General features: G+C 63.9%; 21 protein-coding genes, 1 other RNA gene and 1 pseudogene. 17 read left to right on the forward strand and 6 right to left on the reverse strand.

Annotation, left to right across the window (positions count from 1 at the left end; genetic code table 11):
- Positions 1–162 precede the first annotated feature (162 nt).
- From ACTWP6_RS02515 to ACTWP6_RS02535, 5 genes are read left to right on the forward strand one after another with little or no spacing between them, the layout of a single operon-like run.
- Positions 163–1020 carry a class II fructose-bisphosphate aldolase gene (locus ACTWP6_RS02515; RefSeq protein ID WP_067991392.1) on the forward strand — a complete coding sequence of 286 codons (858 nt, stop codon included), beginning with the start codon at positions 163–165 and terminating at the stop codon, positions 1018–1020.
- Positions 1017–1829 carry an HAD-IA family hydrolase gene (locus tag ACTWP6_RS02520; RefSeq protein ID WP_073908053.1) on the forward strand — a complete coding sequence of 271 codons (813 nt, stop codon included), beginning with the start codon at positions 1017–1019 and terminating at the stop codon, positions 1827–1829. The genes ACTWP6_RS02515 and ACTWP6_RS02520 overlap by 4 nt, the downstream gene beginning before the upstream one ends.
- 16 nt (positions 1830–1845) lie before the next feature.
- Positions 1846–3039: an ethanolamine utilization protein EutH gene (locus ACTWP6_RS02525; RefSeq protein WP_158498048.1), complete on the forward strand. Its 1194-nt coding sequence runs from the start codon at positions 1846–1848 to the stop codon at positions 3037–3039.
- A gap of 15 nt (positions 3040–3054) precedes the next feature.
- Positions 3055–4038 carry a phosphotransferase gene (locus ACTWP6_RS02530; RefSeq protein ID WP_073908056.1) on the forward strand — a complete coding sequence of 328 codons (984 nt, stop codon included), beginning with the start codon at positions 3055–3057 and terminating at the stop codon, positions 4036–4038.
- Between the two features lie 50 nt (positions 4039–4088).
- Positions 4089–5351, forward strand: a complete 1263-nt coding sequence (locus ACTWP6_RS02535) for a transaldolase (RefSeq protein ID WP_133167750.1) — start codon at positions 4089–4091, stop codon at positions 5349–5351.
- Positions 5352–5816: 465 nt separating this feature from the next.
- On the opposite strand, the gene ACTWP6_RS02540 is transcribed toward ACTWP6_RS02535, so the two are convergent.
- Both ACTWP6_RS02540 and rnpB read right to left on the reverse strand, forming a co-directional pair.
- Complete coding sequence (locus ACTWP6_RS02540; protein ID WP_036376233.1) at positions 5817–6902, reverse strand: IS630 family transposase; 1086 nt, start codon at positions 6900–6902, stop codon at positions 5817–5819.
- A 32-nt stretch (positions 6903–6934) separates the two neighbouring features.
- Positions 6935–7086: RNase P RNA component class A (gene rnpB, locus ACTWP6_RS02545), an RNA gene on the reverse strand.
- A gap of 142 nt (positions 7087–7228) precedes the next feature.
- Between rnpB and ACTWP6_RS02550 the strand changes: the two genes are divergently transcribed.
- From ACTWP6_RS02550 to ACTWP6_RS02560, 3 genes are all read left to right on the forward strand, one after another.
- Positions 7229–8590 (forward strand): Mu transposase domain-containing protein, encoded by a 1362-nt coding sequence (locus tag ACTWP6_RS02550; RefSeq protein WP_070356439.1) that lies wholly within the window; start codon positions 7229–7231, stop codon positions 8588–8590.
- On the forward strand, positions 8587–9444 hold the full coding sequence (gene istB / locus ACTWP6_RS02555; protein WP_070356438.1) for an IS21-like element helper ATPase IstB: 858 nt from the start codon (positions 8587–8589) through the stop codon (positions 9442–9444). The genes ACTWP6_RS02550 and istB overlap by 4 nt, the downstream gene beginning before the upstream one ends.
- A 589-nt stretch (positions 9445–10033) precedes the next feature.
- Positions 10034–10246 (forward strand): three-helix bundle dimerization domain-containing protein, encoded by a 213-nt coding sequence (locus ACTWP6_RS02560; RefSeq protein ID WP_036376236.1) that lies wholly within the window; start codon positions 10034–10036, stop codon positions 10244–10246.
- 132 nt (positions 10247–10378) lie between these two features.
- On the opposite strand, the gene ACTWP6_RS02565 is transcribed toward ACTWP6_RS02560, so the two are convergent.
- Together ACTWP6_RS02565 and ACTWP6_RS02570 are read right to left on the reverse strand one after the other, a co-directional pair.
- A complete protein-coding gene (locus ACTWP6_RS02565; RefSeq protein WP_036376238.1) occupies positions 10379–11107 on the reverse strand; it encodes a creatininase family protein in 729 nt (242 codons plus the stop codon).
- Positions 11104–12306, reverse strand: coding sequence for a hypothetical protein (locus tag ACTWP6_RS02570; protein WP_067991398.1), 1203 nt, complete (start codon positions 12304–12306; stop codon positions 11104–11106). The genes ACTWP6_RS02565 and ACTWP6_RS02570 overlap by 4 nt, the downstream gene beginning before the upstream one ends.
- A gap of 167 nt (positions 12307–12473) precedes the next feature.
- On the opposite strand from ACTWP6_RS02570, the gene ACTWP6_RS02575 reads away from it, so the two are divergent.
- The 9 genes from ACTWP6_RS02575 to ACTWP6_RS02615 all read left to right on the forward strand — a co-directional run bounded on the left by ACTWP6_RS02575 (position 12474) and on the right by ACTWP6_RS02615 (position 20770).
- Positions 12474–12806, forward strand: a complete 333-nt coding sequence (locus ACTWP6_RS02575) for a hypothetical protein (RefSeq protein ID WP_036376243.1) — start codon at positions 12474–12476, stop codon at positions 12804–12806.
- 89 nt (positions 12807–12895) lie between these two features.
- The gene (locus tag ACTWP6_RS02580) at positions 12896–14341 is read left to right on the forward strand and encodes an FtsK/SpoIIIE domain-containing protein (protein ID WP_036376246.1); all 1446 of its coding nucleotides are present in this window, start codon (positions 12896–12898) and stop codon (positions 14339–14341) included.
- Positions 14334–15815 (forward strand): replication initiator, encoded by a 1482-nt coding sequence (locus ACTWP6_RS02585; protein WP_229480067.1) that lies wholly within the window; start codon positions 14334–14336, stop codon positions 15813–15815. Before ACTWP6_RS02580 ends, ACTWP6_RS02585 begins: the two co-directional genes overlap by 8 nt.
- Positions 15808–15975: a hypothetical protein gene (locus tag ACTWP6_RS02590; protein ID WP_165804665.1), complete on the forward strand. Its 168-nt coding sequence runs from the start codon at positions 15808–15810 to the stop codon at positions 15973–15975. The genes ACTWP6_RS02585 and ACTWP6_RS02590 overlap by 8 nt, the downstream gene beginning before the upstream one ends.
- A 355-nt stretch (positions 15976–16330) precedes the next feature.
- Positions 16331–17146 carry a hypothetical protein gene (locus ACTWP6_RS02595; protein WP_051558595.1) on the forward strand — a complete coding sequence of 272 codons (816 nt, stop codon included), beginning with the start codon at positions 16331–16333 and terminating at the stop codon, positions 17144–17146.
- Positions 17147–17374: 228 nt separating this feature from the next.
- Positions 17375–17650, forward strand: a complete 276-nt coding sequence (locus ACTWP6_RS02600; RefSeq protein ID WP_036376325.1) for a hypothetical protein — start codon at positions 17375–17377, stop codon at positions 17648–17650.
- The gene (locus ACTWP6_RS02605; RefSeq protein WP_067991401.1) at positions 17647–18924 is read left to right on the forward strand and encodes a hypothetical protein; all 1278 of its coding nucleotides are present in this window, start codon (positions 17647–17649) and stop codon (positions 18922–18924) included. Before ACTWP6_RS02600 ends, ACTWP6_RS02605 begins: the two co-directional genes overlap by 4 nt.
- A gap of 20 nt (positions 18925–18944) precedes the next feature.
- On the forward strand, positions 18945–19343 hold the full coding sequence (locus ACTWP6_RS02610) for a hypothetical protein (RefSeq protein ID WP_185291709.1): 399 nt from the start codon (positions 18945–18947) through the stop codon (positions 19341–19343).
- Positions 19344–19861: 518 nt separating this feature from the next.
- Positions 19862–20770: an Abi family protein gene (locus ACTWP6_RS02615; RefSeq protein ID WP_051558597.1), complete on the forward strand. Its 909-nt coding sequence runs from the start codon at positions 19862–19864 to the stop codon at positions 20768–20770.
- Between the two features lie 193 nt (positions 20771–20963).
- Here ACTWP6_RS02615 and ACTWP6_RS02620 read toward each other — a convergent pair whose 3' ends face one another.
- Together ACTWP6_RS02620 and ACTWP6_RS02625 are read right to left on the reverse strand one after the other, a co-directional pair.
- A complete protein-coding gene (locus tag ACTWP6_RS02620; protein WP_073908059.1) occupies positions 20964–22403 on the reverse strand; it encodes a recombinase family protein in 1440 nt (479 codons plus the stop codon).
- Between the two features lie 15 nt (positions 22404–22418).
- Positions 22419–23642 (reverse strand): annotated as a pseudogene (locus tag ACTWP6_RS02625) (DUF222 domain-containing protein); the annotation flags it as partial.
- Positions 23643–23732 lie beyond the last annotated feature (90 nt).

Consider the following 23732-nt stretch of genomic DNA (forward strand, 5'->3'; position numbering starts at 1 on the left):
GTATTGTCGTGAAGGCCTCGCTGGGTGCGTGGCGATCCGAGGTCACGCTAGAGAGATCCGATCTACCACTGGTGTCCGTCGTTCTGGCAGTTCTGGGCGTTGTACCGCTGGCCGCCTTCGGTATCGGACGCTGGTCAACCTCCTCGAAACGGACGAAATAAATTGGCAAGCAACATTTTCAACGAGATCGTCAGTGCGGCGCTGGCCGGTCACTACGGCGTCCTGGGGCTCAATGTCTTTGATGAGTTGACATTGCGAACCGCCGTTGAGGCTGCAGAGGCAGAGAAAGCGCCGATCATCATCCAGACATCTGTGAAGACAGTGAAATCCATTGGCGCAAGGCGCCTATCGGATCATTTCAAGCTGGTATCCTCAGCTTCCGGATCGCCGGTGTCACTGCACCTGGACCACTGCCCGGACCGGGGTGTCATCTCAGAATGCATCCGCGAGGGCTGGGATTCGGTGTTGTTCGATGCATCCCACTTGTCGTTGGGCGAGGCGACTGCCCAGACCAAAGAGGTGGTGGAGGAAGCTCACGCCCGCGGGGTGAACGTCGAAGGCGAGGTCGAGGGAATCCAAGGCGTCGAGGACGGCATCGGCAGCGACGACGCTCCTACTCTGTACCCGCTCGAGAAGGTCATCGAGTTCATCAATGTCACCGGGATCGACTGTTTCGCACCAGCCATCGGAAACGCACACGGCCTCTATAAGCAAGAGCCCCAGCTGGATATCCAGCGGGTCCGGGATCTCGTCGCCGCCACAAACATCCCTATGGCCTTGCACGGCGGATCGGGACTCTCTGCAGAACAATTCGGCGAACTGATCGCCGCGGGGTGTGCAAAGGTCAACATTTCGACCGCATTGAAGCGTGCCTTTATCGAGGGATACCGAAATTATCTCACTGCGCACCCCTCGGCCGCGGAACCGCTGACAGTAATCGCGCAAGTACGGCAAGACCTTCAACAGATCGTGGTCCACTACATCCGACAGTTCGGCAGTGCCGGCTCGGTGTCGTCGTGAAAGCGCTTATTCTCGACTGCGATGGTGTTCTTGCCGACACCGAACGGGACGGCCATCGAGTCGCGTTCAATAGGGTTTTTGCGGAAAACAAAGTCGCATTCCAGTGGACCGACGAGACTTACCGGCAGGCTCTGCAGGTCGGCGGCGGCAAGGAGCGGCTACGCGCTCTCCTATCCCGAGAATTCCTCGAGCAACACGAACTCACCAATGGAATCGAACTCGAAACCCTGATCGCGACATGGCATCGGCGAAAGACCGAACTATATGTCGAATTGCTCGACTCTGGTGCAATTAAGGCTCGCTCCGGCGTTCGACGGTTGTCTCGCGAAGCGCTTCGACAAGGTTGGCTACTCGCAGTCGCGTCGACCTCTGCGCACGAATCAGTCCGTGCGGTCCTGAACAAGGTGATGGGAGCGGACCTGGCCGGCCACTTCACTGTGTGCGCGGGCGATGATGTTCAGCTGAAGAAGCCTGCACCGGACATTTATCTGCTTGCCCTCAATCGGTTGGGCGTCAAGGCCGGGGACGCAGTTGTTGTCGAGGACTCCGCGATAGGTGTACAGGCGGCGCTCACAGCCGGCATCACTGCTGTAATCGCGACACCAAGCACTTACACGATCCATGAAGATCTCAGCGCTGCAGCAGTGGTCGTCAGCGAGCTCGGAGACCCGGGCCAACCGATACAGAACGCTGGGAAAGGTTTGGACGAGAGCATGACTGACGGAGTAGTCGAATACAGACATCTATTAGAACTCCTGAACGTCAAGGCTCCGCATACAGAAGTGAGGGGTCATGCAAATAGTCAGTAACATAGTTCTCTACACCATGATGGCGTTCGTCCTCATCGGTGCTGCATTTGCGATACGTAACAGTGATTCCGGAATTGGGAAGGAATTTCTTCAAGGTATTCATTCCATCGGCCACTTGTTCGTCCCGGTAGCGGGGATCATGGCGTCCATCCCATACCTGACCACCGCGGTCGAGAAGGGCGCCGGGCCGATCTGGCAAGCATTGGGGGCCGACCCTTCGATCGCGGCAACCACATTCATCGCTTCCGATATGGGCGGGTATCAACTTGCCTTCGCTACGGCGGGTGATAGCGGAGCGTGGATCACGGCAATGGTGACAGGGTTCATGGCCGGTGCGACGATTGTGTTCACCGTCCCCGTTGGTCTCGCGATGCTACAGAAGACCGACCAGCGATACATGGCATTGGGCATCATGTCGGGCGTGCTCACAATCCCGATCGGGGTCTTGGTGACCATGGTGATCATAATGATCACGCGTCCGCTCATCCGTGGAGATGTGCGAACAACCGGGCCTTCGGAGACTGTGATTGACGGCCTCAACATTCAAGAGCTACTCGCCAATCTGCTCCCCCTGCTGCTGATCGTCGTAGCCATCGCCGCCGGACTGAAGTTCGCACCGGGATTTATGATCAAGGCGTTCATCATCTTTGGCCGCCTGATCGATGCGGCCGTGAAGATAATCCTCGCACTGTCGATCGTCGAGTACTTCACCGGTATCTTCACGAAGATGTTCGGAGCGTGGGGATTCGAGCCGATCATTGCCACGGCGGATGACCACTTCCGTGCCCTCGAGGTCGTCGGTGCGGTCGGAATCATGCTCGCAGGTGCGTTTCCCATGGTCTACGCGATCAACAAATTTCTCGCCGGGCCACTGAGCCGCCTGGGGAATCGGGTAGGAATCGGCGAAACCGGAGTCACCGGAATGCTCGGCGGTGCTGCAAATGCGCTCGCGCTCTTCCACGTCGTCAAGAACATGTCGCCGCGGGATAAGGTGATATCGATCGCGTTCGTGGTATGTGGTGGCTTCTTGCTGGGCGATCACCTGTCATTCACGGCCAACTTCCAGCCAAACTTGATCGGCGCTGTGCTCGTAGGAAAGCTGACTGCGGCCATTCTCGCCATCGTCCTGGCACGCTACATCGCGGTACCCACCGCTGAGCGATTGGCTCAGAAGGACGAACCGTTCCTCGACTCCGGCACACACGCGTAGCGGCCAGGGCGACCCATGACTAACTCAGATTCCACCGCACAGCGTGACTTGGAAACCGTCGTTCGAGCGCAATGGCCGAGCCGACCCTGGAAGTCGGTCGCGCTAGACGGCGGCATGACGAATCGTAATTGGCGGGTCACCGTCGAATCAGATTCCAGTGGCGCACAAGAGGATTTCGCCGTTCAACTGTTGCTCTCCAACGAGCTCGCAGCGCGTATCGGAATCAACCGCCACACTCAGAAGCAGGTAATGCCGATTGTCGAAGAACTGAAGCTGGGCCCGAAACTCGTGGCATGGCGACAAGGCGATCCATGTGCTCTGATCACTGACTTCCTCGAGAACGCCGGCGCATCCGGACCCGAAGACCGCTCGCGGGTAATCACCCTGGCTGCCGCCGCATTGTCTCGACTGCATAAGAACACCCGCGGGACTCGGTTGCGAAACTACATCTCGGACCCGTTCGATGGCGCTGAGTGGCTATTCCGGAGGGTCGAGGAATTGATCCCGCAGGCGTCCGCTCCCTTCACGTGGGCGATCGAATTGAGTAGGCGCTGCCAGCGGGCTCGAGGCACGTACGAACCCTGCTTGCTACACGCAGACCTTTCGGTTGGCAACGTGCTGGTCTCGCAGTCGGGCGTAAGCCTCATCGATTGGGAGTATGCGGGCGGCGGAGACAGGTTCTTCGATTGTGGTGATTTTGCCGAGAAGTGGGAGTTGAGTGCCGTCGAGGAACGCCAATTCGCCGACGAGTACAACTCGACGGGGGATTCACTCGAATATCTGCTCGCGGCTCTGCGAATGTATCGCTTCCACAGCCGCTTGCGCGAGGCGCTATGGGCGGCGGCGGCCAGCACCACGCACTTCACCGAGTTCGACCATTCCGCCTATAGCCGCGCCTGTATGACGCGCCTGGACGACATCGCCGCCAGCAAAGCGTTCCAAGACAGCCTAAGTCTGGTAAAAGCCACCACTGAGATAAAGGAAGTGCAGTGCTCGTAACATCCCTTCACCCAAACCTCGACTCCGCCACAGTGATCAGGGAACGACAGTTGCGGGTCGAGTCGGGGGCCTCGGAATACGTTCACGCAGTTCACCCCTCGATCCTGGCGCAGGTCGAGACTGGTTCGGCGGTGAATGTCTCTGCTCGCTTCCGCGAGGTTGTTGATCTGTTCGAGCCGAAGCGAGAATCCACACCAGCCGGTTTCCGTGTGGAGACCACCGGGACACACTCTGTCACCCTGGATCTCGTTCGCGATATCGGCTATGCCCGGGATGGGCAACGTAGGCCGACGTCATTGCTGTTCTCGGCAGACTCTGCCAACCCGTACGAAATCGCCGAATGTCGCGATCTGATTGCCAATGTGACCTGCAATCCGGGGATCGTCTACGACCTTTTTCTCAACAACCCGGAGGCCAACGTTGGCGGCCAATTCTCTGATCTCAACGAAGTGTTACAGGCAATAGGAGACGAGGTCGGCCCCGGGTGTGACATCTCCGTCGAACTCCACGATCCGTACGAACAGGACTTCGCCAAGATACTCGACGAGATTCAGATGTACGAGGATATCCTGTCGCGCTACCGCCTGGTGGTCAAAGTCCCTCATACAGGAGCGATCTCACCCTCAGCTTCGAGTCAGCTCCTGACTGGCGATGGTCTACTGAACAACCGATACTATGACGGATCTCCCGAGGATCTCCTACGCGGACATTCCTTGGCGCACAAGCTGCATGAGTTGGGTCACCGCGTCAACTTCACGCTTATGTTCGAGCCGTATCAGACACCTCTCGCATTGCAGATCCGGCCATATTTCATCAACGCTTTCATACGTAACCGGCTCAGTGCCACGCGTCGTATATCGGGGTTGCTGGCCGCATTCGAAGCCACTGAGGATTCCTGGTTCATCAGAGAACTTCGGCAGTACTTGATTGCGAACCACTACTTGGGTAAGGGCGACGCTGAACTCGACCTCCTTGAAACCCTGTCTCAGGCCAAGCGGATGGTGGCTTATCGCCACAATGAAAGCAGCGATGGCTTGGACAGCGCTCGTGCCTCAGTGCGCTGGCTGCGCGCATCAAATCTGCCTGATTCACGATTGATCGTCTGTTCTCTCGACGGAGACACGCTGTTCCCGATGGTGATGTCGATGCTGGTCGAGCCAGAGTTCATCGATCTCCAGGATCGCGTGTTACTCACGACTGATCCACGCTATTTGGCGCGCTGGGCGAGCAGCCCCCATGTCATCAGCTATCAACAGAGATTTTTGAAGGCGTGCGAAGGAAGTGTGTCACGAGTGCCTTCTTCCGCGAGTTGAGTGGCGAGAAGGGCGGGGTTTGACCCCGGGCACCGGATAGGTGTGGAGTCGTAAACAACTCTCCACGTGTTCCGCCGCGCTGCACTTTTCTGGGGAACCCCAGTTGGCTACGGGGCAGAACACCTGCCCGTCCGCTTGCGGCGTGCCCGGTGCCACTGGTCTTCGACACCTGACCTCACCGAATGTTTCATAGCCGGATCGTAAGCTGCCGTGCGTGGTCGCTGCGTAGCAGAGGGATTCAGCGTCCATATATCGCGTGGTGAATAGCGGTGGGACGAGTTGGCCTGTAAGCCGGATTCTGTACCTCGCCGGGATCTTCCGGCGAGGTGGCGACCATCCATCTGGACACACCGTCGCCGGGTGCCTCAAGCGGCCTACCCGCAAACTCGGGCGAGCAGCCCTTGAACGCTTGCGCAGCCACAACCAGGTTGCGGCCTTCTTGGCCTTGCTTCGGGTGGGGTTTACCTAGTGTCCTGAGTCATTAATTCGGGTGCAGTAGTTGGCGATGTTGGCCAGGATTTGGTCGGCGGTCTTGGTCCAGACGTAGGGCCGGGGGTTGTTGTTCCAGTGCTGGATCCAGGCGCGGATGTCGGCGTTGAGTTGGCGTACCGAGGTGTGGGTTCCGCGGCGCAGTTTCTTGGTAGTCAGTTCCGCGATCCAGCGTTCGACGAGGTTGAGCCAGCTGGAGCTTGTCGGTGTGAAGTGCAGGACGAACCGGGGATGGTTTGTCAGCCAACGCTTTACCGCCGGCGTCTTGTGGGTGGAGGCGTTGTCGAGGACGACGTGGCAGTCCAGATCGGCGGGGACTTCGGCGTCGATCTTTTTGAGGAAGGCCAGGAATTCCTGGCTACGGTGCCGGGCGTGAAGCGAGCCGATGACCTGGCCGGTGGCCAGATCCAACGCCGCGTACAGGCTCGACGTACCGTGACGGACGTAGTCGTGGCTGGCACGCGCCGGGGTGCCTGGCAGCATCGGGAACACCGGCGCGGTGCGATTGAGTGCCTGGATCTGGGTTTTCTCATCCACACACAGCACCACCGCGCGTTCGGGCGGGTCGAGGTAGAGCCCGACGACGTCACGGACCTTCTCCACGAACAAGGGATCTTTCGACAGCTTCCACGAGTCCTGTTTGTGCGGCGCCAATCCGAACGCCCGCCAGACACGGGAGACCATCGATTGACTCAACCCGAGATGCTCGGCCATCGACCGCGTCGACCAGTGCGTAGCGTCCTTGGGAGCAGACTCCAGCGTCTGGGTGATCAACGCCTTGATCTGCTCGTCACCCACGACCCGCGGCCGGCCTGGACGCGGTTCGTCGAGCAGGCCGTCACAGCGCAACTCCACGAACCGATTGCGCCACCGTTTCACCGTTGACCGCGAGACCCCCAGGTTGGCCGCCAACTCTGTGTTGGACCCGCCGTCGGCAGCCGCCAACACAATTCGCGACCGCAGTGCCAACCCCGCCGCACTGCTCCGACGCCGCGCCCACCCCTCCAACTCGGCACGTTCAGTATCGGTCAACACGATCGCAGCAGCCTGAGGAGTGGGCATGACCCAGTCTAACAACTGAGCCGTAATTAATGACTCAGGACACTAGCCATCCCGGTCACCCGGGATGCTGGTGCGCTCTTACCGCACCGTTTCACCCTTACCTCCCTTGCGGGTGGCGGTCTACTTTCTGTGGCACTGTCCCGCGGGTTTCCCCGGATTGCCGTTGACAAGCACACTGCTCTGTGACGTTGACCGCGCTCACTGAATTTCCCCACTGACGCTCATCGAAATTCCCCACCCGTGTGGCTCCGCCGAGAAGGGCGGGCCTCCCTCGAAGCTGCTGGTGTCTGACGCCAGTTGCTCCATCGAAGGAGGCCCGCTTTCTCATGCTCACATGGGAGGACGATGTGGAAGTACATGCCCTGCACAAACGTGGTTGGACGATCTCGGCGATCGCCCGCCACACCGGCTTCGACCGCAAGACGGTCCGCAAGTATCTGGCCGGTGACGGCACGCCCGGGGTCCGCGCCCGGCCCGACCCGGATCCATTCGATCCGTTCGTCGACTACATCACCGCGAGGCTGACCGAGGACCCGCACCTGTGGGCCCGCACCCTGTTCGACGAACTGGAGGACCTGGGGTTCGGGTTGTCGTATCAGAGCCTGACCCGCAACATCCGCGCCCGCAGCCTGCGCCCGGTCTGTGAGGCTTGCCGGACCGCCACGCAGCGCCCGAACGCGGTGATCCCGCACGAGCCCGGGGATGAAACCCAATGGGACTGGCTGGAATTGCCCGATCCACCGCAGTCGTGGGGCTGGGGCAAGACCGCGCACCTGCTGGTCGGCTCGCTGGCGCATTCCGGGAAGTGGCGCGGCTATCTGGCGCCCTCGGAGGATCAGCCGCATCTGGTCGCCGGCCTGGACCGCGTCACCCGCGGCCTCGGTGGACTCACGCGAGTGTGGCGCTTCGATCGGATGGCGACCGTGTGTGACCCCGGCTCGGGTCGGGTGACGGCATCGTTCGCCGGGGTGGCCAAGCACTACGGCGTCGCGGTGGCGATCTGCCCGGCCCGGCGCGGCAACCGCAAGGGCGTGGTGGAGAAGGTCAATCACACCGCCGCGCAACGCTGGTGGCGCACCCTGGCCGACGAGGCCACCGTGGAGGCGGCCCAGGCCAGCGTGGATCGCTTCGCCCGGGTCCGTGGTGACACCCGAATGCGGGCCACCGCTGACGGGCGGTCCTCGGTCGCTGTCGTGGCCAAGGCCGAACCGCTACACCCGGCGCCGGCGCAGGCGTATCCCGTCATCGTCTCCGAGCGTCGGACCGCGTCCCGGCAGGCATTGGTGCCCTACCGCGGCAATCGCTACTCGGTGCCCCCGGAACTGGCCGCCGCCCAGGTCGTGGTGTCCCATCCGGTCGGCGGCGAGTTCTGCGACATCGCCACCACGAGCGGGATCATCGTCGCTCGCCACCGGATGGCCGCCGACGGGCTTGGGGTGATGGTGCGTGACAGCGGGCATGTCATCGCCTTGGACACCGCGGCGATGGCCACCGCAGCCACCGGGCGTCCGCATCGCCGCAAGGAACGCATCCCACCGGGACCGGCCGCCAAAGCCGCTGCCGCGCAACTGCTTGCAATCAAGCGGCCATCCACCACCGCAATTGAAACATCGACTCCGTCAACCGATTCCACCGTCATCGACTTGTCCGCCTACGAGCGGGCCGCCCAGAACAGGACCATCCAATGACCGCCACGCCGCCCAACGCCACGACCACCACCACAACCGCCACCCAGGAGTCGCCGTCGGCGGCGGCGAGCCGCTATCAGCAGCTGCGCTCACACCTGGCCGAACTCAAACTCACCGCGGCCGCCGAAGCGCTGCCCGCGGTGCTCGACCAGGCCACCGCCGAAGGCCTGTCCCTGACCGTCGCATTGGAGCGGCTGCTGGCCGTGGAAGTCGAGGCCTCCACCGCCCGCCGACTGGCCGGCCGGTTGCGGTTCGCCTGCCTGCCCACACCGGCCACCCTGGCCGACTTCGACGTCGACTCCGCTGCCGGGATCGACCGCAAGCTCATCGACGAACTGGGCACCTGCCGCTACCTGGAATCGGCGACCAACATCCTGCTCATCGGGCCACCGGGCACCGGCAAGACGCATCTGTCCGTCGGATTGGCCCGCGCTGCAGCACACGCCGGCTACCGGACCTACTTCACCACCGCCGCCGACCTGGCCGCCCGGTGTCATCGCGCAGCGATCGAGGGGCGCTGGGCCACCACGATGCGGTTCTTCGCCGGTCCGACGCTGCTGGTGATCGATGAGCTGGGGTACTTGCCGTTGCCCGCCGAAGCCGCCTCGGCGTTGTTTCAGGTTGTCTCCCAACGGTATTTGAAGACCAGCATCGTCATCACCACCAACCGCGGGGTGGGAGCCTGGGGTGAGATCCTCGGCGACACCACCGTGGCCGCCGCCATGCTCGACCGCCTGCTGCACCGCTCGGTCGTCATCAACCTCGACGGCGAGTCCTACCGGCTACGCGACCATCACGCTGCCGCTGAAACCCTACGCCGGACCACCACCGGCACCCGCCAACAACTACACTGACCGCTGCTCACAGGTGAGGAATTTCGGCGAGCACAGCCGGGGATTTTCGATGAGCGCCGTCAACGTCCGGACTTTCCTCGATACCAGTAAAGAAAGTTCTCACATTGCAGGTCAGAGACGTTCTTTTATCCGCGACTTGATGGTTGGCGTCGGCTCGTGTTGCCACTGCCGGGCGGGCTGTCGACTGGGTTGCCGGTGGCGGTTGTCGTGCTGGCGGACGCGATGAGGCTGTGGATCGTCGCGGTGGCTGTTGATCTGCGGGCGTCGGATGATTGTCCTGGCTGCTTGGTCGTACGGGCGGCGGACGGAGGGTGAAGCGTAGCGACCGGCGCGGACGGGAGCGCCAGCGGACGGGAGCACAGGGAGCGAAGCGAAGCCCGCAGGGAGCCGCCAAAGTGACGGAACCGTGGTCAGAGATGAGGTGATGGCGTGCGTGGGCGACGACGTGCCAGTGCGGTGGTGGACACGACTGCCGAGAGCGTTCGGTGATTCGGCCCGGTGTCGGTGGCTGTGAGGTCGTCGGCACAGGTCCGTGCGCTGGCTGCGGTGTGTTGACGGCGCTGCCGTGGTGTGGGGATGCTGGTGGGTGATGAGTGCGGTGGCCGAGCAGACGCTACTGATGGAGATCACGGGCACGCTGGTGCAGGATTTTCCTGGCACTACCCGCGTGGACATTGATGCTGCGGTGCGGCGGGCGTATGCGCGGTTCGATGCGAGTCGGATCCGGGATTTCGTTCCGCTGTTTGTCGAGAAACGCGCGCGCCGCGATCCTCGGGAGCGGTGTTCGGCCGCTTTAGTCTGAGGCTTGTCTGAAGTCGCCCCCTGTCGTTAAGGCTGGGGGCGACGCCTCGTTTCGGGATACACCAGGGGCTGTTTCGGTTCGTGGCAGTGCTGTGTTCCGGCAGGTGGCGGGGGCCTTGCTGCGCTGCGGTGCCTAGGTTCGGCGCACCATGGTGAGGAGGTCGATGAGGGTGGCGGCGTGGCAGCCGAGGTGGTCGAGGGCGGCGTGCCCTTTGGCTTCGGTCGCCAGTGAGGGGTAGCCGATGACGCCGGTGGTGGTGTAGGCGCTGATGCCGAGGGTGGTCAGGTGGCGCCGGTCGGTGGCGGTGTGATCGGTCTGTGCCCAGCCGTCGCGCAGGTAGTCGGGGTGGCTGGCGAGGAGGATGGAGGTTTCGAGTTCGCCGGCGTGCATATCGTCGTGGTTGCTGCTGGTGATGGCGGCGGCAGTGCGGGCCTCGGTCCAGTCTTCACGACTCGGATACAGGCCCACGTTCAGCGGGCCGGCGGGCTGGTTGGCTTGCTGCACGACATTGGTGAGCACGGCGTTGCCGCCGTGCGCGTTCACCACAATCAACCCACGCATGCCCTGGCCGGTCAGGGACTGGCCGATATCGGCGATGATCGCGGCCAGGGTGGTGGCGCTGATACTGATGGTGCCGGGGTAGGCAGCGTGTTCATGTGAGCAGCCGAACGTGATCGGCGGCAGCGCTAGAACCTGGTGGTGCTCGGTGATGGCTGCGGTGATCGCGCAGGCGATCAGGGTGTCGGTGCCCAACGGTAGGTGGGGGCCGTGCTGCTCGAAGGCCCCCACCGGCAGCACCGCGACCGCGCTGGTCGCGGCGGGGTCGGTGGTGGTGAGGTCGGGGATGATGTCGTGGCTCACGACGGGTCTCCTTGGGTGGCGTTTCGGATGCGTGCACCGAGTGCTTGTAGCAGCGGGTCGGCGTCGTTGCGGCGGCGGTTACGCACGAGCGTGTGTGCCCGGGCAAGATGTCGGTGCGCGCGTTGTGAGGGTGCTGATTGGTAGGCGGGGATCGCGGTGTCGGCCAACACCAGCGCGAGGCGGTATTCGCGCACAGCGATGTAGGCGTGCAGCAGCCGCATATCGGCCACGGCGCGGTCGCGATGCTGCTGGGAGGTCCACTGCGCGTGATGACCGGTGAGCAGTTCCAGCGCCTTGTCGTTGTTGCCGAGCCGTAGATGCCCGGCGGCGATGTCGCTGGCCACATAGGCGGCGTGGGCATAGGGGGCCCGATCACCAGGCACCGGGTCGATATCACCGAGATCGAGTGCGGCGGCAGCGTGCCGGTAGAAACTGCGTTCATCACCATTGTGCAGCGCGGCCAGGGCCTGCTGGCGGGCAATGCTGGCCTTCAAGCGCCCCGCTTCGCGGCCCTCGACGAGTTCGGCGGCGTCGGCGGCCAGATCGACGGCCAGACTCGCCTCACTGTGGGCCAGAATGTTGGATTGGCGCATCAAGATCATCGCCTGCACCTCGGGGCTGGCCATCCGCAGGTGCAGAAACGCCTTATGCGTCAAAGTTTGGGCGGCGGCGTGATCACCGAGGTCTTGGGCGATCCAGCCGGCCACCTCGGCGATCGTTCCGGCCGCCTCAGTCACCGCGCGTTTGAGCCGTCGCGGCGCCGTTTTGATGAGGGCTTCGACGGTATCGAGATCACGTTCCACCAACGGGCGGGCGTGCTGCGGGCCGAGAGCATGTTCGGCCTCAATATGCGCCGAGCGTTGCGCCGTGATCACCGCCAGGATGTCCTCGTCGACAGGCAGCCGCAACAACAACGGGTGCGGCAGCGGTGAGGCGATCGGCACGCTGAACAATTCATCAGGCTCGCGGCCAAACACCGCGGCCAAATCGGCGCGCCACATGTCGCCGAACGCACCGCCACGCTCGATACTCAGAATCATCTGACGCAACGATTCCCGCTGCGGGATCTCGGTATCGCCGCGTAGCCGGCGAACGTTCTGCACCTCCACAGCCAGCTCATTGAGGCTGAACCCGTACTCGGCGCGCGCATCGCGAAGCCGCTGCGCGTTGCGCGCACGGTTCGGATCGGCGGCGGCCATCTTTCGATCATGCCTGACACATCAGCGCAGCTCAGCACTGCCGTGCGCGTGTCGGGGTGCTACCGGCTGTTACTGGCTGTCACTTCCGGCGACCACCACCCGAGGGCTGTCCTGGGATCGCGGCACACACGACCGCACACCACAACCCAGTAAAGGACAGCAGAACAATGCGTTTGAGAATCGATACCTCCGGGACACGGTTCATCGTCACCCGGGCGGCCGAGCCGCGACTCAACTTCGAGACGGGCAGCCCCAAAATCGACACCTCCACCGGCCTGCCCCAGCATTCGGTGCAGCTGCTGGCATTGGACGACACCGGCGGCGAAGTGTTGAACGTGACGGTAGCCGGAGACCCGAACGTCACGGTCACCCAACCGGTGTCGGTGACCAGCCTGGTCGCCATCCCCTGGGCGCAAGGTGATCGCAGCGGCGTGGCCTTCCGCGCCGATGCCATCACCGGCGCCACGACAGGTGAGCAGGGGTCGCGCACCCAGAAATAACACCCCGCGGCCGAGGCGCGGCACCAAGAGCGTGTCACGCCCGGCCCCGGGTCTGTCGTCGACCACTTCGCTCACGAAGGGCACCTGCAATGACTTCAAACAATAAGAACACCAACAACACTCAATCTGACAATGACGACTGGCTCGGGGATCTGGTCATGTCACTCTTCACCGCCGCGGGATACTTGCTGTGGTGGGCGGTGCTGTTCCCCGCCATCAGTCTCCCGATCATCGCCAGCCTGGCGCTCGGCATCACCCACGGACCCCGCGGCGGGATCGTCTGTGCGATCGTGTTCTGCGCCGGGTATGCGGGGTGGGCGTGGCTGGACCCGCGGTCGTTTCGCTCGTGGGTGACCGAACCGGTACGGCGCCGCTGGTTGACCTGGTCGCGCTACACCCGCGCCTGGGAATCGACATGCACCCTGCACGGACTGACCGCAAAACTCGGTGACCGCACCCTCACACCAACCCTGCGCACCGTAACGATCGGAAGAACCACCGATGTGCTGGCGGTGCGGATCGTCACCGGCCACTCCCCGACAGATTGGCACAAACAATCCGAGGCGCTGGCCGCGGCCTGGCGCGCCGACCGGATCACCATCACCGCCACCGCGCCCGGCGAACTGCGGATCACGCTGATGCGCGGGGATGTGCTGGCCGACCCGATCGCCCTACCGATGCCCACCCCGGCCACACCGGTGGATCTGGAGTCAGTGCGGGTCGGGATCACCGAAACCCGCCACCCCTGGCACATGCCGCTGTTGGGGCATCACCTCCTGGTCGCGGGCGCGACCGGCGCGGGTAAAGGCAGCGTGTTGTGGTCGCTGATCGCCGGGATCGCGCCCGGGATCAAGACCGGCCTGGTCCGGTTGTGTGTCATCGACCCCAAAGGCGGCATGGAACTGGGCGCCGGCGCACCCATGTTCACGGTATTCAGCCACGACGCCACCGACACCACCCTCGAACTCCTGCGCACGCTCGTCACGGTGATGCACGAGCGGGCCAATCGGCTGCGCGGCCACACCCGGCTGCACACCCCGACCCCATCTGAGCCGTTGTTTGTGGTGGTGATCGATGAGATCGCCGCACTCACCGCCTATGTGACCGACCGCAAGATCCGCACCGAAATCGAACAACTGCTCGGGCTACTGCTCTCCCAAGGCCGGGCGGTGGGGATTTCGGTGGTGGCCGCGGTGCAAGACCCCGCCAAAGACACTCTCCCGGTGCGGCAGCTGTTCACCGTCCGGATCGGGCTGCGGCTGACCGAAGCCACCCAAACCACCATGGTCCTCGGACAAGGCGCCCGCGATGCCGGGGCGGAATGCGACCGCATCTCCGACGCCACCCCGGGCGTGGGCTACATGCTCATCGACGGAACCACCCAACCCGTGCGGGTACGGGCCTTCCACGTCACCGACCACGACATCACCACCCTCGCCACACAGTTCCCGCGCCCCGCTCGGCGGCCGACACACAACCAGCGGCCACGCAGCACCGACAGCGGCCGGACGCCGAACGAGGGCACTGGTGAATAACCCCACACCACCACAACTCGCCCTGCCCGGCATTCCGGATACGGTCGACACCGCCACAGTGATCGATGAGATGGTGCGCCGCGCGGCCTCGATGGGGTACGAATCATGGTGGCGGCGTGCGGAATCGGTCGGCTTCTGCGCCCACCCCATCCAACTGGTCGGCGCCGATGAATACGGGCGGCAGCGGGTGGTATGGACGCGGTGCAACAACCGCCGCGCCCACATCTGCCCCTCCTGCTCGGACCTCTACGCCCGCGACACCTGGCAACTCGTGCACGCCGGTGCCGCCGGCGGCCACCACGACATGCCCATCACGGTGGCCGATCGCCCGCAAGTGTTCCTCACGCTGACCGCGCCCAGCTTCGGCCCCGTCCACACCACAGGCGATAGCGCGCACAAGCAGCGGGTGTGTCGGGACCACCATCGCACCGGTGGCTATCAGCGCTGCCGCCACGGAAAACCGTTGTGGTGCAGCACTGTCCATGACGATGATGACGACCAGGTCGGTCAGCCATTGTGTGCCGAATGCTATGACTATGTCGGGCACGTGCTGTTCACCTGGCACCTGCCCGAACTGTGGCGACGATTCACCATCGCCCTGCGCCGCGCACTCCGCAAGAACCTAAAAGCCGTCGGGGTCGACCCCGACTGGATCCGGGTGAGCTTCCTCAAAGTCGTTGAACTGCAAGCCCGCGCCATCCCACACATCCACACCCTGATCCGGCTGGACCCCCACGACGACAGTCAGCAGAGTGACTGGGAATCACCCGTGGGCGCAACCGAGCTCGCCGCGATCATCCAGCACGCCGCCCGCAGCGTCAGCCTGACCGTCAACGACCCCTGCGCGGACGATGGCGTGCGGGTGATCCTCTTCGGCGGCCAAATCGACACCCGCCCCATCACACCCACCGATCCGGTGAAGAAGGTGTCACCAGAGCAGGATTCGTCGACCGGTCGGTCACTGTCTGGCCGGCGGGTAGCGCGCTACCTCGCCAAATACGTCACCAAATCCCTAGCCGACCTCGGCATCAGCGCCCGCCGCCTGTCCACCGAAGCCATACCCGACCTGGACGTGTCCGAGCATGTGCGCGCAATCCTGACCACCATCAGCGATCTCGCCGACAGAGGACTCAGCGGCGTCAGGCGCTGGCTGCACACCCTCGGGTTCCGAGGTCACATCACCAGCAAATCCCGCCGCTACTCGACCACAATGACCGCACTACGCCAACATCGCGCCACCTGGACCCGCGAACAGAACGCGAAAAATACTGCACACCAGCACAACCCGGTCACCCAAGACGGGGACGGCGATGAACTGGTGGCGTGGGAGTTCGACCGCGCCGGCCACACCAGCCTCGGTGAGCGCACCCTGACCATCACCGCCGCACTACACCGCATCCAGCAACGACGCACTGCGTGCGAAGCGCTACAGAACCAGCGTCGTGACATGCAGGGCGAGGTGCCCGATGGCTAACCCACAGGCGCACGTGAGCAACCACCAAAGTGAAAAGTCCTACAGTCGTGAAGAATTCACCGCCTGGCTTGTGCAGTCTTGTGAGCGGCAACAGCTCGCGGTCACCATCACCAACCCGGCTGTTCTCGCCGATATCGCCACCCTGCTGCGCAGCACCTGACCGAACGTGGGCGAGCACTACCGATAGGTTGCCCGGTCAAGCATTGTTTTCGGTCTCTGGGCGCATCACGACACTTTGCGGTGGGCGGGGGCTGATGTCCAGGCCACAGCTGCAACGCGGGCGAACCCCGGTTCGCGCCTTGACGCCAGCCCCTGGCCGCCGCGCACCATCAGTCGCGGCCAGAAAACCCCCCGGCCAACGGCCCGCCGGCGACCGCATTGGTGTGGCGGTCGCTGGTGGGATTCCCTGCTCACGGTGTCCGAAGATCGCCACAACATGACCACGCGTCCCTTCGCTACGGCAGGACACGGCGCGTCGCACCCACGGTGGGCGCCGCACCGTCAGAATTGATCTCATGACTGGTTGGCATCGCCACGCAGCAGCAACGCTGCGCAGATTGTGGCAGCGCCCCGGCCGCACGGCCGACATCCACATGTGGCATCTCGACGCTGTCGCCACTTCCCGCGTCCAGGCGTTCCGCGACGAACGGGGACACGGCCTGGCACTGATCACCTTGCGCGACGGTGACCGCGGCGCCAGTCACGTTAACGCCGCCGAAGCCTACCGACGCACCATCTGGGCGGAGTTCTTCGGCAAGCACACAGCGCCGCCGACCCTCATCTTCAACCTGCTCAACCCGCGTCTTCGCTACAAGGGCTGGCCGAACGTCGTCGCGATCGACTACGACACCCAGGGTAGGTTCGCGCATTGCCGGGAGGTCGACGCCGAGGAACTGGCAACACTGCACCGTCTGGGCGCCCAGTGGGATCATGGCGGGGGATACGTCCCTTACACCCCGCCGCCTCCCACCCATGCCGTCGTGCTCCGGCGTATCCCGGTGCGTGAACTCCCCGGCAGCCAGCCGTTCCGAGACATGGGGCGTTACCTGGCCGTCGACTGGGCCGCAGCCAGCATCGCTGCCCTGCAGGGCAGCAGCGAACACGATCTGCCCGCGGACCTGCCGGCAGATATCGCTGAGGCCGCGCGGTCGTTGTGGTGGGACCCGATCAGCCTCATCCGCGAACCGGGCGAGCCCTTGAGGTTCATGAACGGTCAGCACCGCGCGGAGGCGATGCGCCAACAAGGCGCAGTCGAGACGATCGTCGAAGAACTGCGGCCGGTCGACGCCCGACCACTGCCGGGGGAGCTTCAGACAATCAGTGAGTGCTGAAGCCGCTTGGCTGATGCGGCATGGCGCCCTCTGGCCCAGCGAAGGCGTGCCGTTCACCTTCTTCACCCTGCCCCCACGAGCACGGCACCGTTTCCTCGGTCGGGATGGCTGTCCGACCCGGTCCTATGCGGGCCATATCGAGTGACAGCAAACCCGTCGACGCTGGCGAACAGTGTGGTGGTCAGGTGATACTGTGCTGGATAGCTATCTGTGGTCGAGGGGGATGTGGTGACAGATCGGCTGGCCGTTGACGCGGCGGGGCTCGATAAGGCTGCGGTCGGCAGTGCGGAGATCGCGCAAGGACTTGCCACCGACTCCGGTGGTAACGCAGGAGGGAGCCAGCCAAGCCATGCTGGTGTGGCGGCGCTGGACCGCGCGCTGGCCGCGCTGCGGGTTGGCCAATCCCGACGGGTCGCGGGCCAGGGCAGTGATCTGCGGACCGCGGCGACGGTGTACACCCACAGCGACGAGGCCGCCGCCGAGAACGTGACGAGGACTATATGAGCGCGGTGACAACACCAGTAGGTGCGCTACTGACGCGCTCACAGATCGAAACCTGGGACAGGACCCACCTTGAGCACGCGGCAGCGCGATGGCGAATATCAGCCAGTGAATCTGAGGAACTGTTCGAACAGCACCGCCGCAACATCGCCGCGCCCGGTGGCACCGACTGGGAAGGCACCGCCAAAGACGCCGCACTCGACCGGGTCACACAGGACACCAACGTCGTACGCGCGGCCGGTGACACCGTGCGCGCCGCTGCCGACCTAGCGCAGGCCGGCGCCGACGATCTGCGGGCGGCCCAGCGGGCTGCGCTGGAAGCGATCGCCGAAGCCGAAGCCGACGGGTTTCGGGTCGGCGACGACTTGAGCGTGACCGATACTCGGCGCCTCGATTTGTCGACCATCGCCGCCCGCCACACTGCCGCCGCCGAGCACACCGAGAACATCCGGTGGAACACTGAACAACTCGTAGCCACCGACACCCTAATCGGCCGGCGGATCACCGCCAAAGCCACCGAACTCGACGGAATCACCTTCGTCGAGGAGAACGGTGGCCACGACGGCACCGTCCAGCTCGTCGACAGCGAAACCCGCGATCGGGACGCCCGCCATCCCGACGGACGCGAACGCGATCCCGACGGCGAGTACGGGCGGCGGGTGCGCGACGATGGCTTGTTCCGGCGACCCGAAGGCGGAGACAGCGGCGGCGCTGACTGGCTCGACAGCGACTGGGCGGGACGGGCCATCCTCGATCGCTACCTGGTTGGCGGTGGCCGTGACTGGACCATCCAGGACAACCCCGAATGGTCGCAGTACATGATGGACCACAACGGGCTGGCCCGAGAACTCGACGGCCAGGTACGTGGCCAGGCGCAACAGTCACTCAACGAGTACTTGGCCGGCCACGGGGCGCAGCGTGACTACTCTGCGCAGTTCGCGGCGACAACGCAGAACGGCGAATCCATCACCGGATACCAGTACCTCAACGGCACCAACGATGACGCGGGCGGCTTCAGAATCAACGGGACAACCCACGTGGAACCGCTATCCGCCGGCACGTACAAGGTGACGGTCGACGGCGGCTATCAGTGGAACGACATCATCGATGCCAACGCTCAGTATGCGACGGACACGTTCAAAGACCGAATCGCCGAGATCATCACCCTCGGTCAGGCGCACCCTTACCAGATTCACATCGGCTGGCACAGTCAAACCGAGTTTGTCCTCGACCAAAGCGGAGCTTTGGTCACCGCGAAAGGCTACCCGTACCAATGACATTCCGAATCGTCACCACTGTGACGCTGGTACTCGCCGTAGCTGCGGCCGTTGTGGGCTGCGGCCTCTTCGGTCGCGACAGCGAGACCGATGAGCGCGCCGTGCGCCCCGGCGAACCGAAACCCTCGCCATCAGGGCTCTATACCGCCTACGCCGAGGACGGCGCTCCTCAGAACACCGTGAAAACGTTGGTCGATGTCATCCGCGACAAAGACGGCAACGAGGTCTACCGCGACGATGCCGCCTACAGCACCCGCCACGGCGTGCTGTTCACCTGGCTATCGACAGAACCTAATCAGCTGTGGATCCTGTCCAGCGACGTAGGAACCTTCCACGTCGCGCCCGACAACGACGGCACCTGGACAAAACAGCACGCAACCAACGTTCCCCCGGAGATCAAAGATCTACGTGGATACTGATCCCGAACGGGGGCGCACACCACCATCTCGCGCAGGCTGTCTATCGGCTAGGCACGCTGGCCGCCGCGTGCTTGCCTCGTGCGTCTGAGAACGGTCTCGGCGGATCACGTTCCGGCGTGAAGATGCCCAGCAACGCACCGTTCGCTGTGACCACGTCGCGACTGCTCGGGCAGACGGGGTCGTCCCCATTGCTAGTCCCGCCGCTGGCCGGGCAGACCCCTCGGTCGGCACACGGTTACCCGAGCGATGACGTCGTATCTGCCCCCGACGTTCGTCGGCCCCGACGCTCAACTGGTGGGCATCGGAACACCGACCTCATCAGGCATTTCGATGCATACGAACGGTCAACAGCGGGTAACCTCCCCGACATACTGTGATCTACAGTGGTGAACATCGCGATGCACGGGCAGTTTTCATTGTCGCCAAAGTCGTGTAGGTTGTAGTTAACAGACCCCGCCAGGGCTAGAGCGCAAGCTTCCCCAACCAGGCGGGGCTTTTTATTGGCTAGTATCCCCGGAATGGCCAAACCCGCACTGCCGATTGACAAGCAGATCGAGCTGCTGGTCCAACGAGGACTGCCCATCCCGCTGCCACCGGACGACGATTACGAGCAGCGCAAGGCCGAGTACCACGCAGCGGTACGCCTGCTGATCGACAACAACTACTACCGACTCTCGGGTTACTGGAGATACTTCCAGGTCCGGCCCGGACACGGGGACAACCGGTTCACCGCCGGCGGCACCGTGGCACAGATCACTGCGACCTACACTTTCGACCACGAACTTCGCTGCATCCTGATGGAGGGACTGTCGATCCTGGAAGTGACCTTCCGTTCGCGCTTTGCCTACTACATCGCAATGCATATGCCGGTGGATAGCTATCTGGAACCGGCGTCCTACATCGACAGGCGAGACCGCTACGGCAACGTTCTTCGCGATTTGCTGATCGCCGACATCCACGACGAACTCACCCGCTCAAAAGAGAAATTCGTGGCGCATCACACCGCAAAGAACGAGACGCCGCCGGTATGGGCAGCGGTGGAGGTGTTCAGCTTCGGAACACTGTCGAAGATGTATGGACTGCTCGATCAGCACACCGTGCGCACCGCCGTGTGCAAAACCTTCGGGTTTCCCCACTCCGGATTTACCGCATCACTCATGAGATCGATGGTCGTCCTGCGCAACATCTGCGCTCACCACTCACGTGTATGGCATCGCGTTCCCGACGTCCCGCCACCAGTACTCAACAAATTCAAGCACGTCGAGCCGCAGCTATATCAGACAGCCTCACCATGGGCATGGCTGGTGATGCTCGCCGACCTCGTCGACACCATCCGCAGGGACAAAACGTACTCGTCAAAGTTGTGGGCACACATCGACTCTCGGCCCGATCTCCGCGACGGGTACCAATATCCACGACACACCTGAAACGTTCGGCAAGCGGAGGGTTCCCAGTGGAGTGTTTCTGGGGCGCAAGCAAAGCCGCACGAGAAGCGCGTCGATACGTGTCAATCGTCGCCGACCTGGCCAGCCGCTCGCTCGGTGGGCGCGTCCCCGGGCGAACTGGCGATCGACCGACGCTGGCTCAAATCCGAGAAGCCAACGGCACGCCGAACGACATCTAGATGCGCCACGCTGGCTGGACGCGATTGATGTCGAGGCTGCGCGAGCCGGGGTTGCCGGGTGCGATGACGGCGTGATCGAGCACTGATTTGATGATGGCTTGTTGGCGGTCGATGTCGAGGTCGTCCCATTGGCCGCGCAGCACCTCGCCGCAGCCAGCCAGATCCACCACCGAGCTAGTGTCGGTAGCGTGCGCGATGTCGCGGCGAGCCTGGGCGATCCGCTCGGTGATGGGGTCGCGGGCGGCAATCCATTCCCGCGCAGACACCGCGCCGGCGGCATACAGTCCGGCAAGCTCATCCAAGCGGGCCTGGTCGGCTTCCAGCTGGGTCGCCAATGCGGCGACATCAGCATCCACACTGGACTTACCTGCCAATGCCTCCGCGAGCTGCGGGGAGTCCAACCGGGTCAACACAGCATCAGTGAGCAGTTCCTCGACCGGCGACGCCACCACCGTCAGACGGCCGCAGCCGCCGTGATCGGGGCCTTTCAAACACACGTAGCGGCGGACCCGGTTGTCTGGATTGCTGTGGCGTGCTTGGGAAAACAATCGATTCCCGCAGCGCCCGCAGCGCAACATGCCCGACAGAAGGTAGGTGCGTGGGGCGCGGGTTTTGGTCAGTGCCCGGGTCGCCATGCGGGCCAAGATGCGGTCGCGTTCGGCCGGAGTGATGATCGCTGTCCAGGTCGCGGGGCCGATCACCTCGCCGTGGTGCTCGCGCAGGCCAGCGATACGCCCGGAGGTAAGGATTTGGCGTACCGCGGAGGTCTGCCACGACTTCGCGACGGCCGGGGCAATGCCGGCATCGTTGAGCCAGATGGTCAATGACCGGATCGAGGCGCCGGCCAGGTAGCGGTCGACCATCTCGCGAATGACCTTGGCCTCAGCGTCGCGCAGGGTGATCTTGTCGGACTCGTACCCGAATGGGCGTACCGAGCCGTGCGGCAGTCCTTGTTCGGCGTTCTGCAACAGCTTGCGACGCACGCGGGCGGATTTGCGCCCGGATTCTTTGGCAGCAAACGCGGCAAAGATGCGGGCCATGAACAGCCCGTCATCATTACCCAGGTCAATGTCGGCGGTCACGGTAGCGACATCGCGCACGCCCGACGATTCACACAGCGTCACGAATTCTTCCAGTTCGACTGGCCGGCGGTGCAGCCGATCGAGGTTGTACACGATCACCGCATCCCGGGCACCGGATGTCAGGTCGGCCAACATGCGGGCATACTCGCGGCGCGGCTTACCGGAGTAGGCCGAAACGTCGTTGTCGACATATTCATCGCCGATCGGCCAGCCCCGATCGGCGGCGAGCTTGCGGCAATCTTCCAACTGCCGCGCCACCCCGAGCCCGGTGCCCTCCACATCCGCCGAAATTCGGGCATAGATCGCCACTGACCGCACCCCGACGCGCTGACCTGGACTCTTTACCTTCGCCATGAGGGTAGTTTACTAGCACCTAAGCTTTGACGCGTGCGTGGGCCCGACAGGGTGCGGGACGGTGTGGTCGATGTCAGCGGTGGTGGCAGGTTGGTCACAGCCGGGGAAGCGACAGGTCAGATCGCGGCAACGCACGAACTCAGCAAGCGCGGCCGACGGGGTGTAGCGAGGCTGCGGCCCGGAATTGCCGGGGTGGACGACTTCGCGGATTTTGGCGCCGTCGAGCATGGCGTCGAAGAACGGCGCAGGCATGAACCCGGCCCCGAAGATATAGCCCGAGCGCCCCGGGACCAGGGTGGGTGCGCTGCGCCGCGGTGTGGCCGCCGTGCCCCCACCCCGCGGCCCGTCAGACTCGGCGCCGCCGGGCGGGTCGTCGCGCAGTTCGGCGGGCGCCCGGTCGGTGTCTGCCTGCTGCTTGGTGGTGTGGTCGGTGAGGGCGTAGACGATGATCTCGCGCACTGGGCGGGGGTTGGTGGCAGCCTCGCAATCACCGTTGCCGCAGCGGCAGGCCAGGGTGGTGATCCCGTGGAACAGGGCGGCCAGGGCGTCCTTGCGGCGGTCGTCGAGGGTGCGGGGATCGGCGTCGCAGACGCTGTAGGCCATCGCGGTCAGGGTGCGTTCCCCAGCAGCGGCGTCACCGTCGAACATCCGCGCCCACACCGTGGTGAACCCAGGCGCGTCACCGAGGTTGCCGAACTCGATCGTGCGCCCCAAGTCGCCTCCACGGCTTTGGCGCACGGCGTCGGGGTCGTGGCGTTCGACGATGGTGTCGATCTCGGCTTCGGTCTTTTTCACCGACAACGGTCCCCAGCCGAGGATGTCGGCGGCCAGATCGGCGTCGACGGCGGCGATCAAGTCCGGGTCGGTGATCAGGTCGGTGCGGGTGATGATCGCGCGCACCAACATCTCGCTGATCAGCCCCTGCAGGAACAGCGCCCCGAGTTTGGGGAGGCGGTCGCGCAGCTCCACCGCGCGGTAGGCCTGGTGCAGCGCCAACCCGTGGGTGATCCGATACGCCGCGGCCAGTTCGGCGGTGACCGCGGCTTCGGGGTCGACCCACCAGTCCAGTCGGTCTTCGGGGGCGAGGTCGACGCGGCGGGTGAACAGTTCGGCCATCACCGCCAGCTTGCGGGCACACACCGCGTTCTCCATCCGCGAGGTGGTCGCGGCGGCGTCGATGAGCTCGGCATCCGAGAGCCCGGTGAGCTGGCCGGGCTCCGGAACCGATACTTCGAACATGTGTGCGATTCTACCGGCGGGCTGTGACGAATCAGGTCGGTAGTTGGCCGGCTGTGAACCGATTCGCCAATTGTGGATAAGCATGCGTGA

Source organism: Mycobacterium sp. 4D054, from assembly GCF_052245755.1.
In the GTDB taxonomy this organism is placed as follows: domain Bacteria; phylum Actinomycetota; class Actinomycetes; order Mycobacteriales; family Mycobacteriaceae; genus Mycobacterium.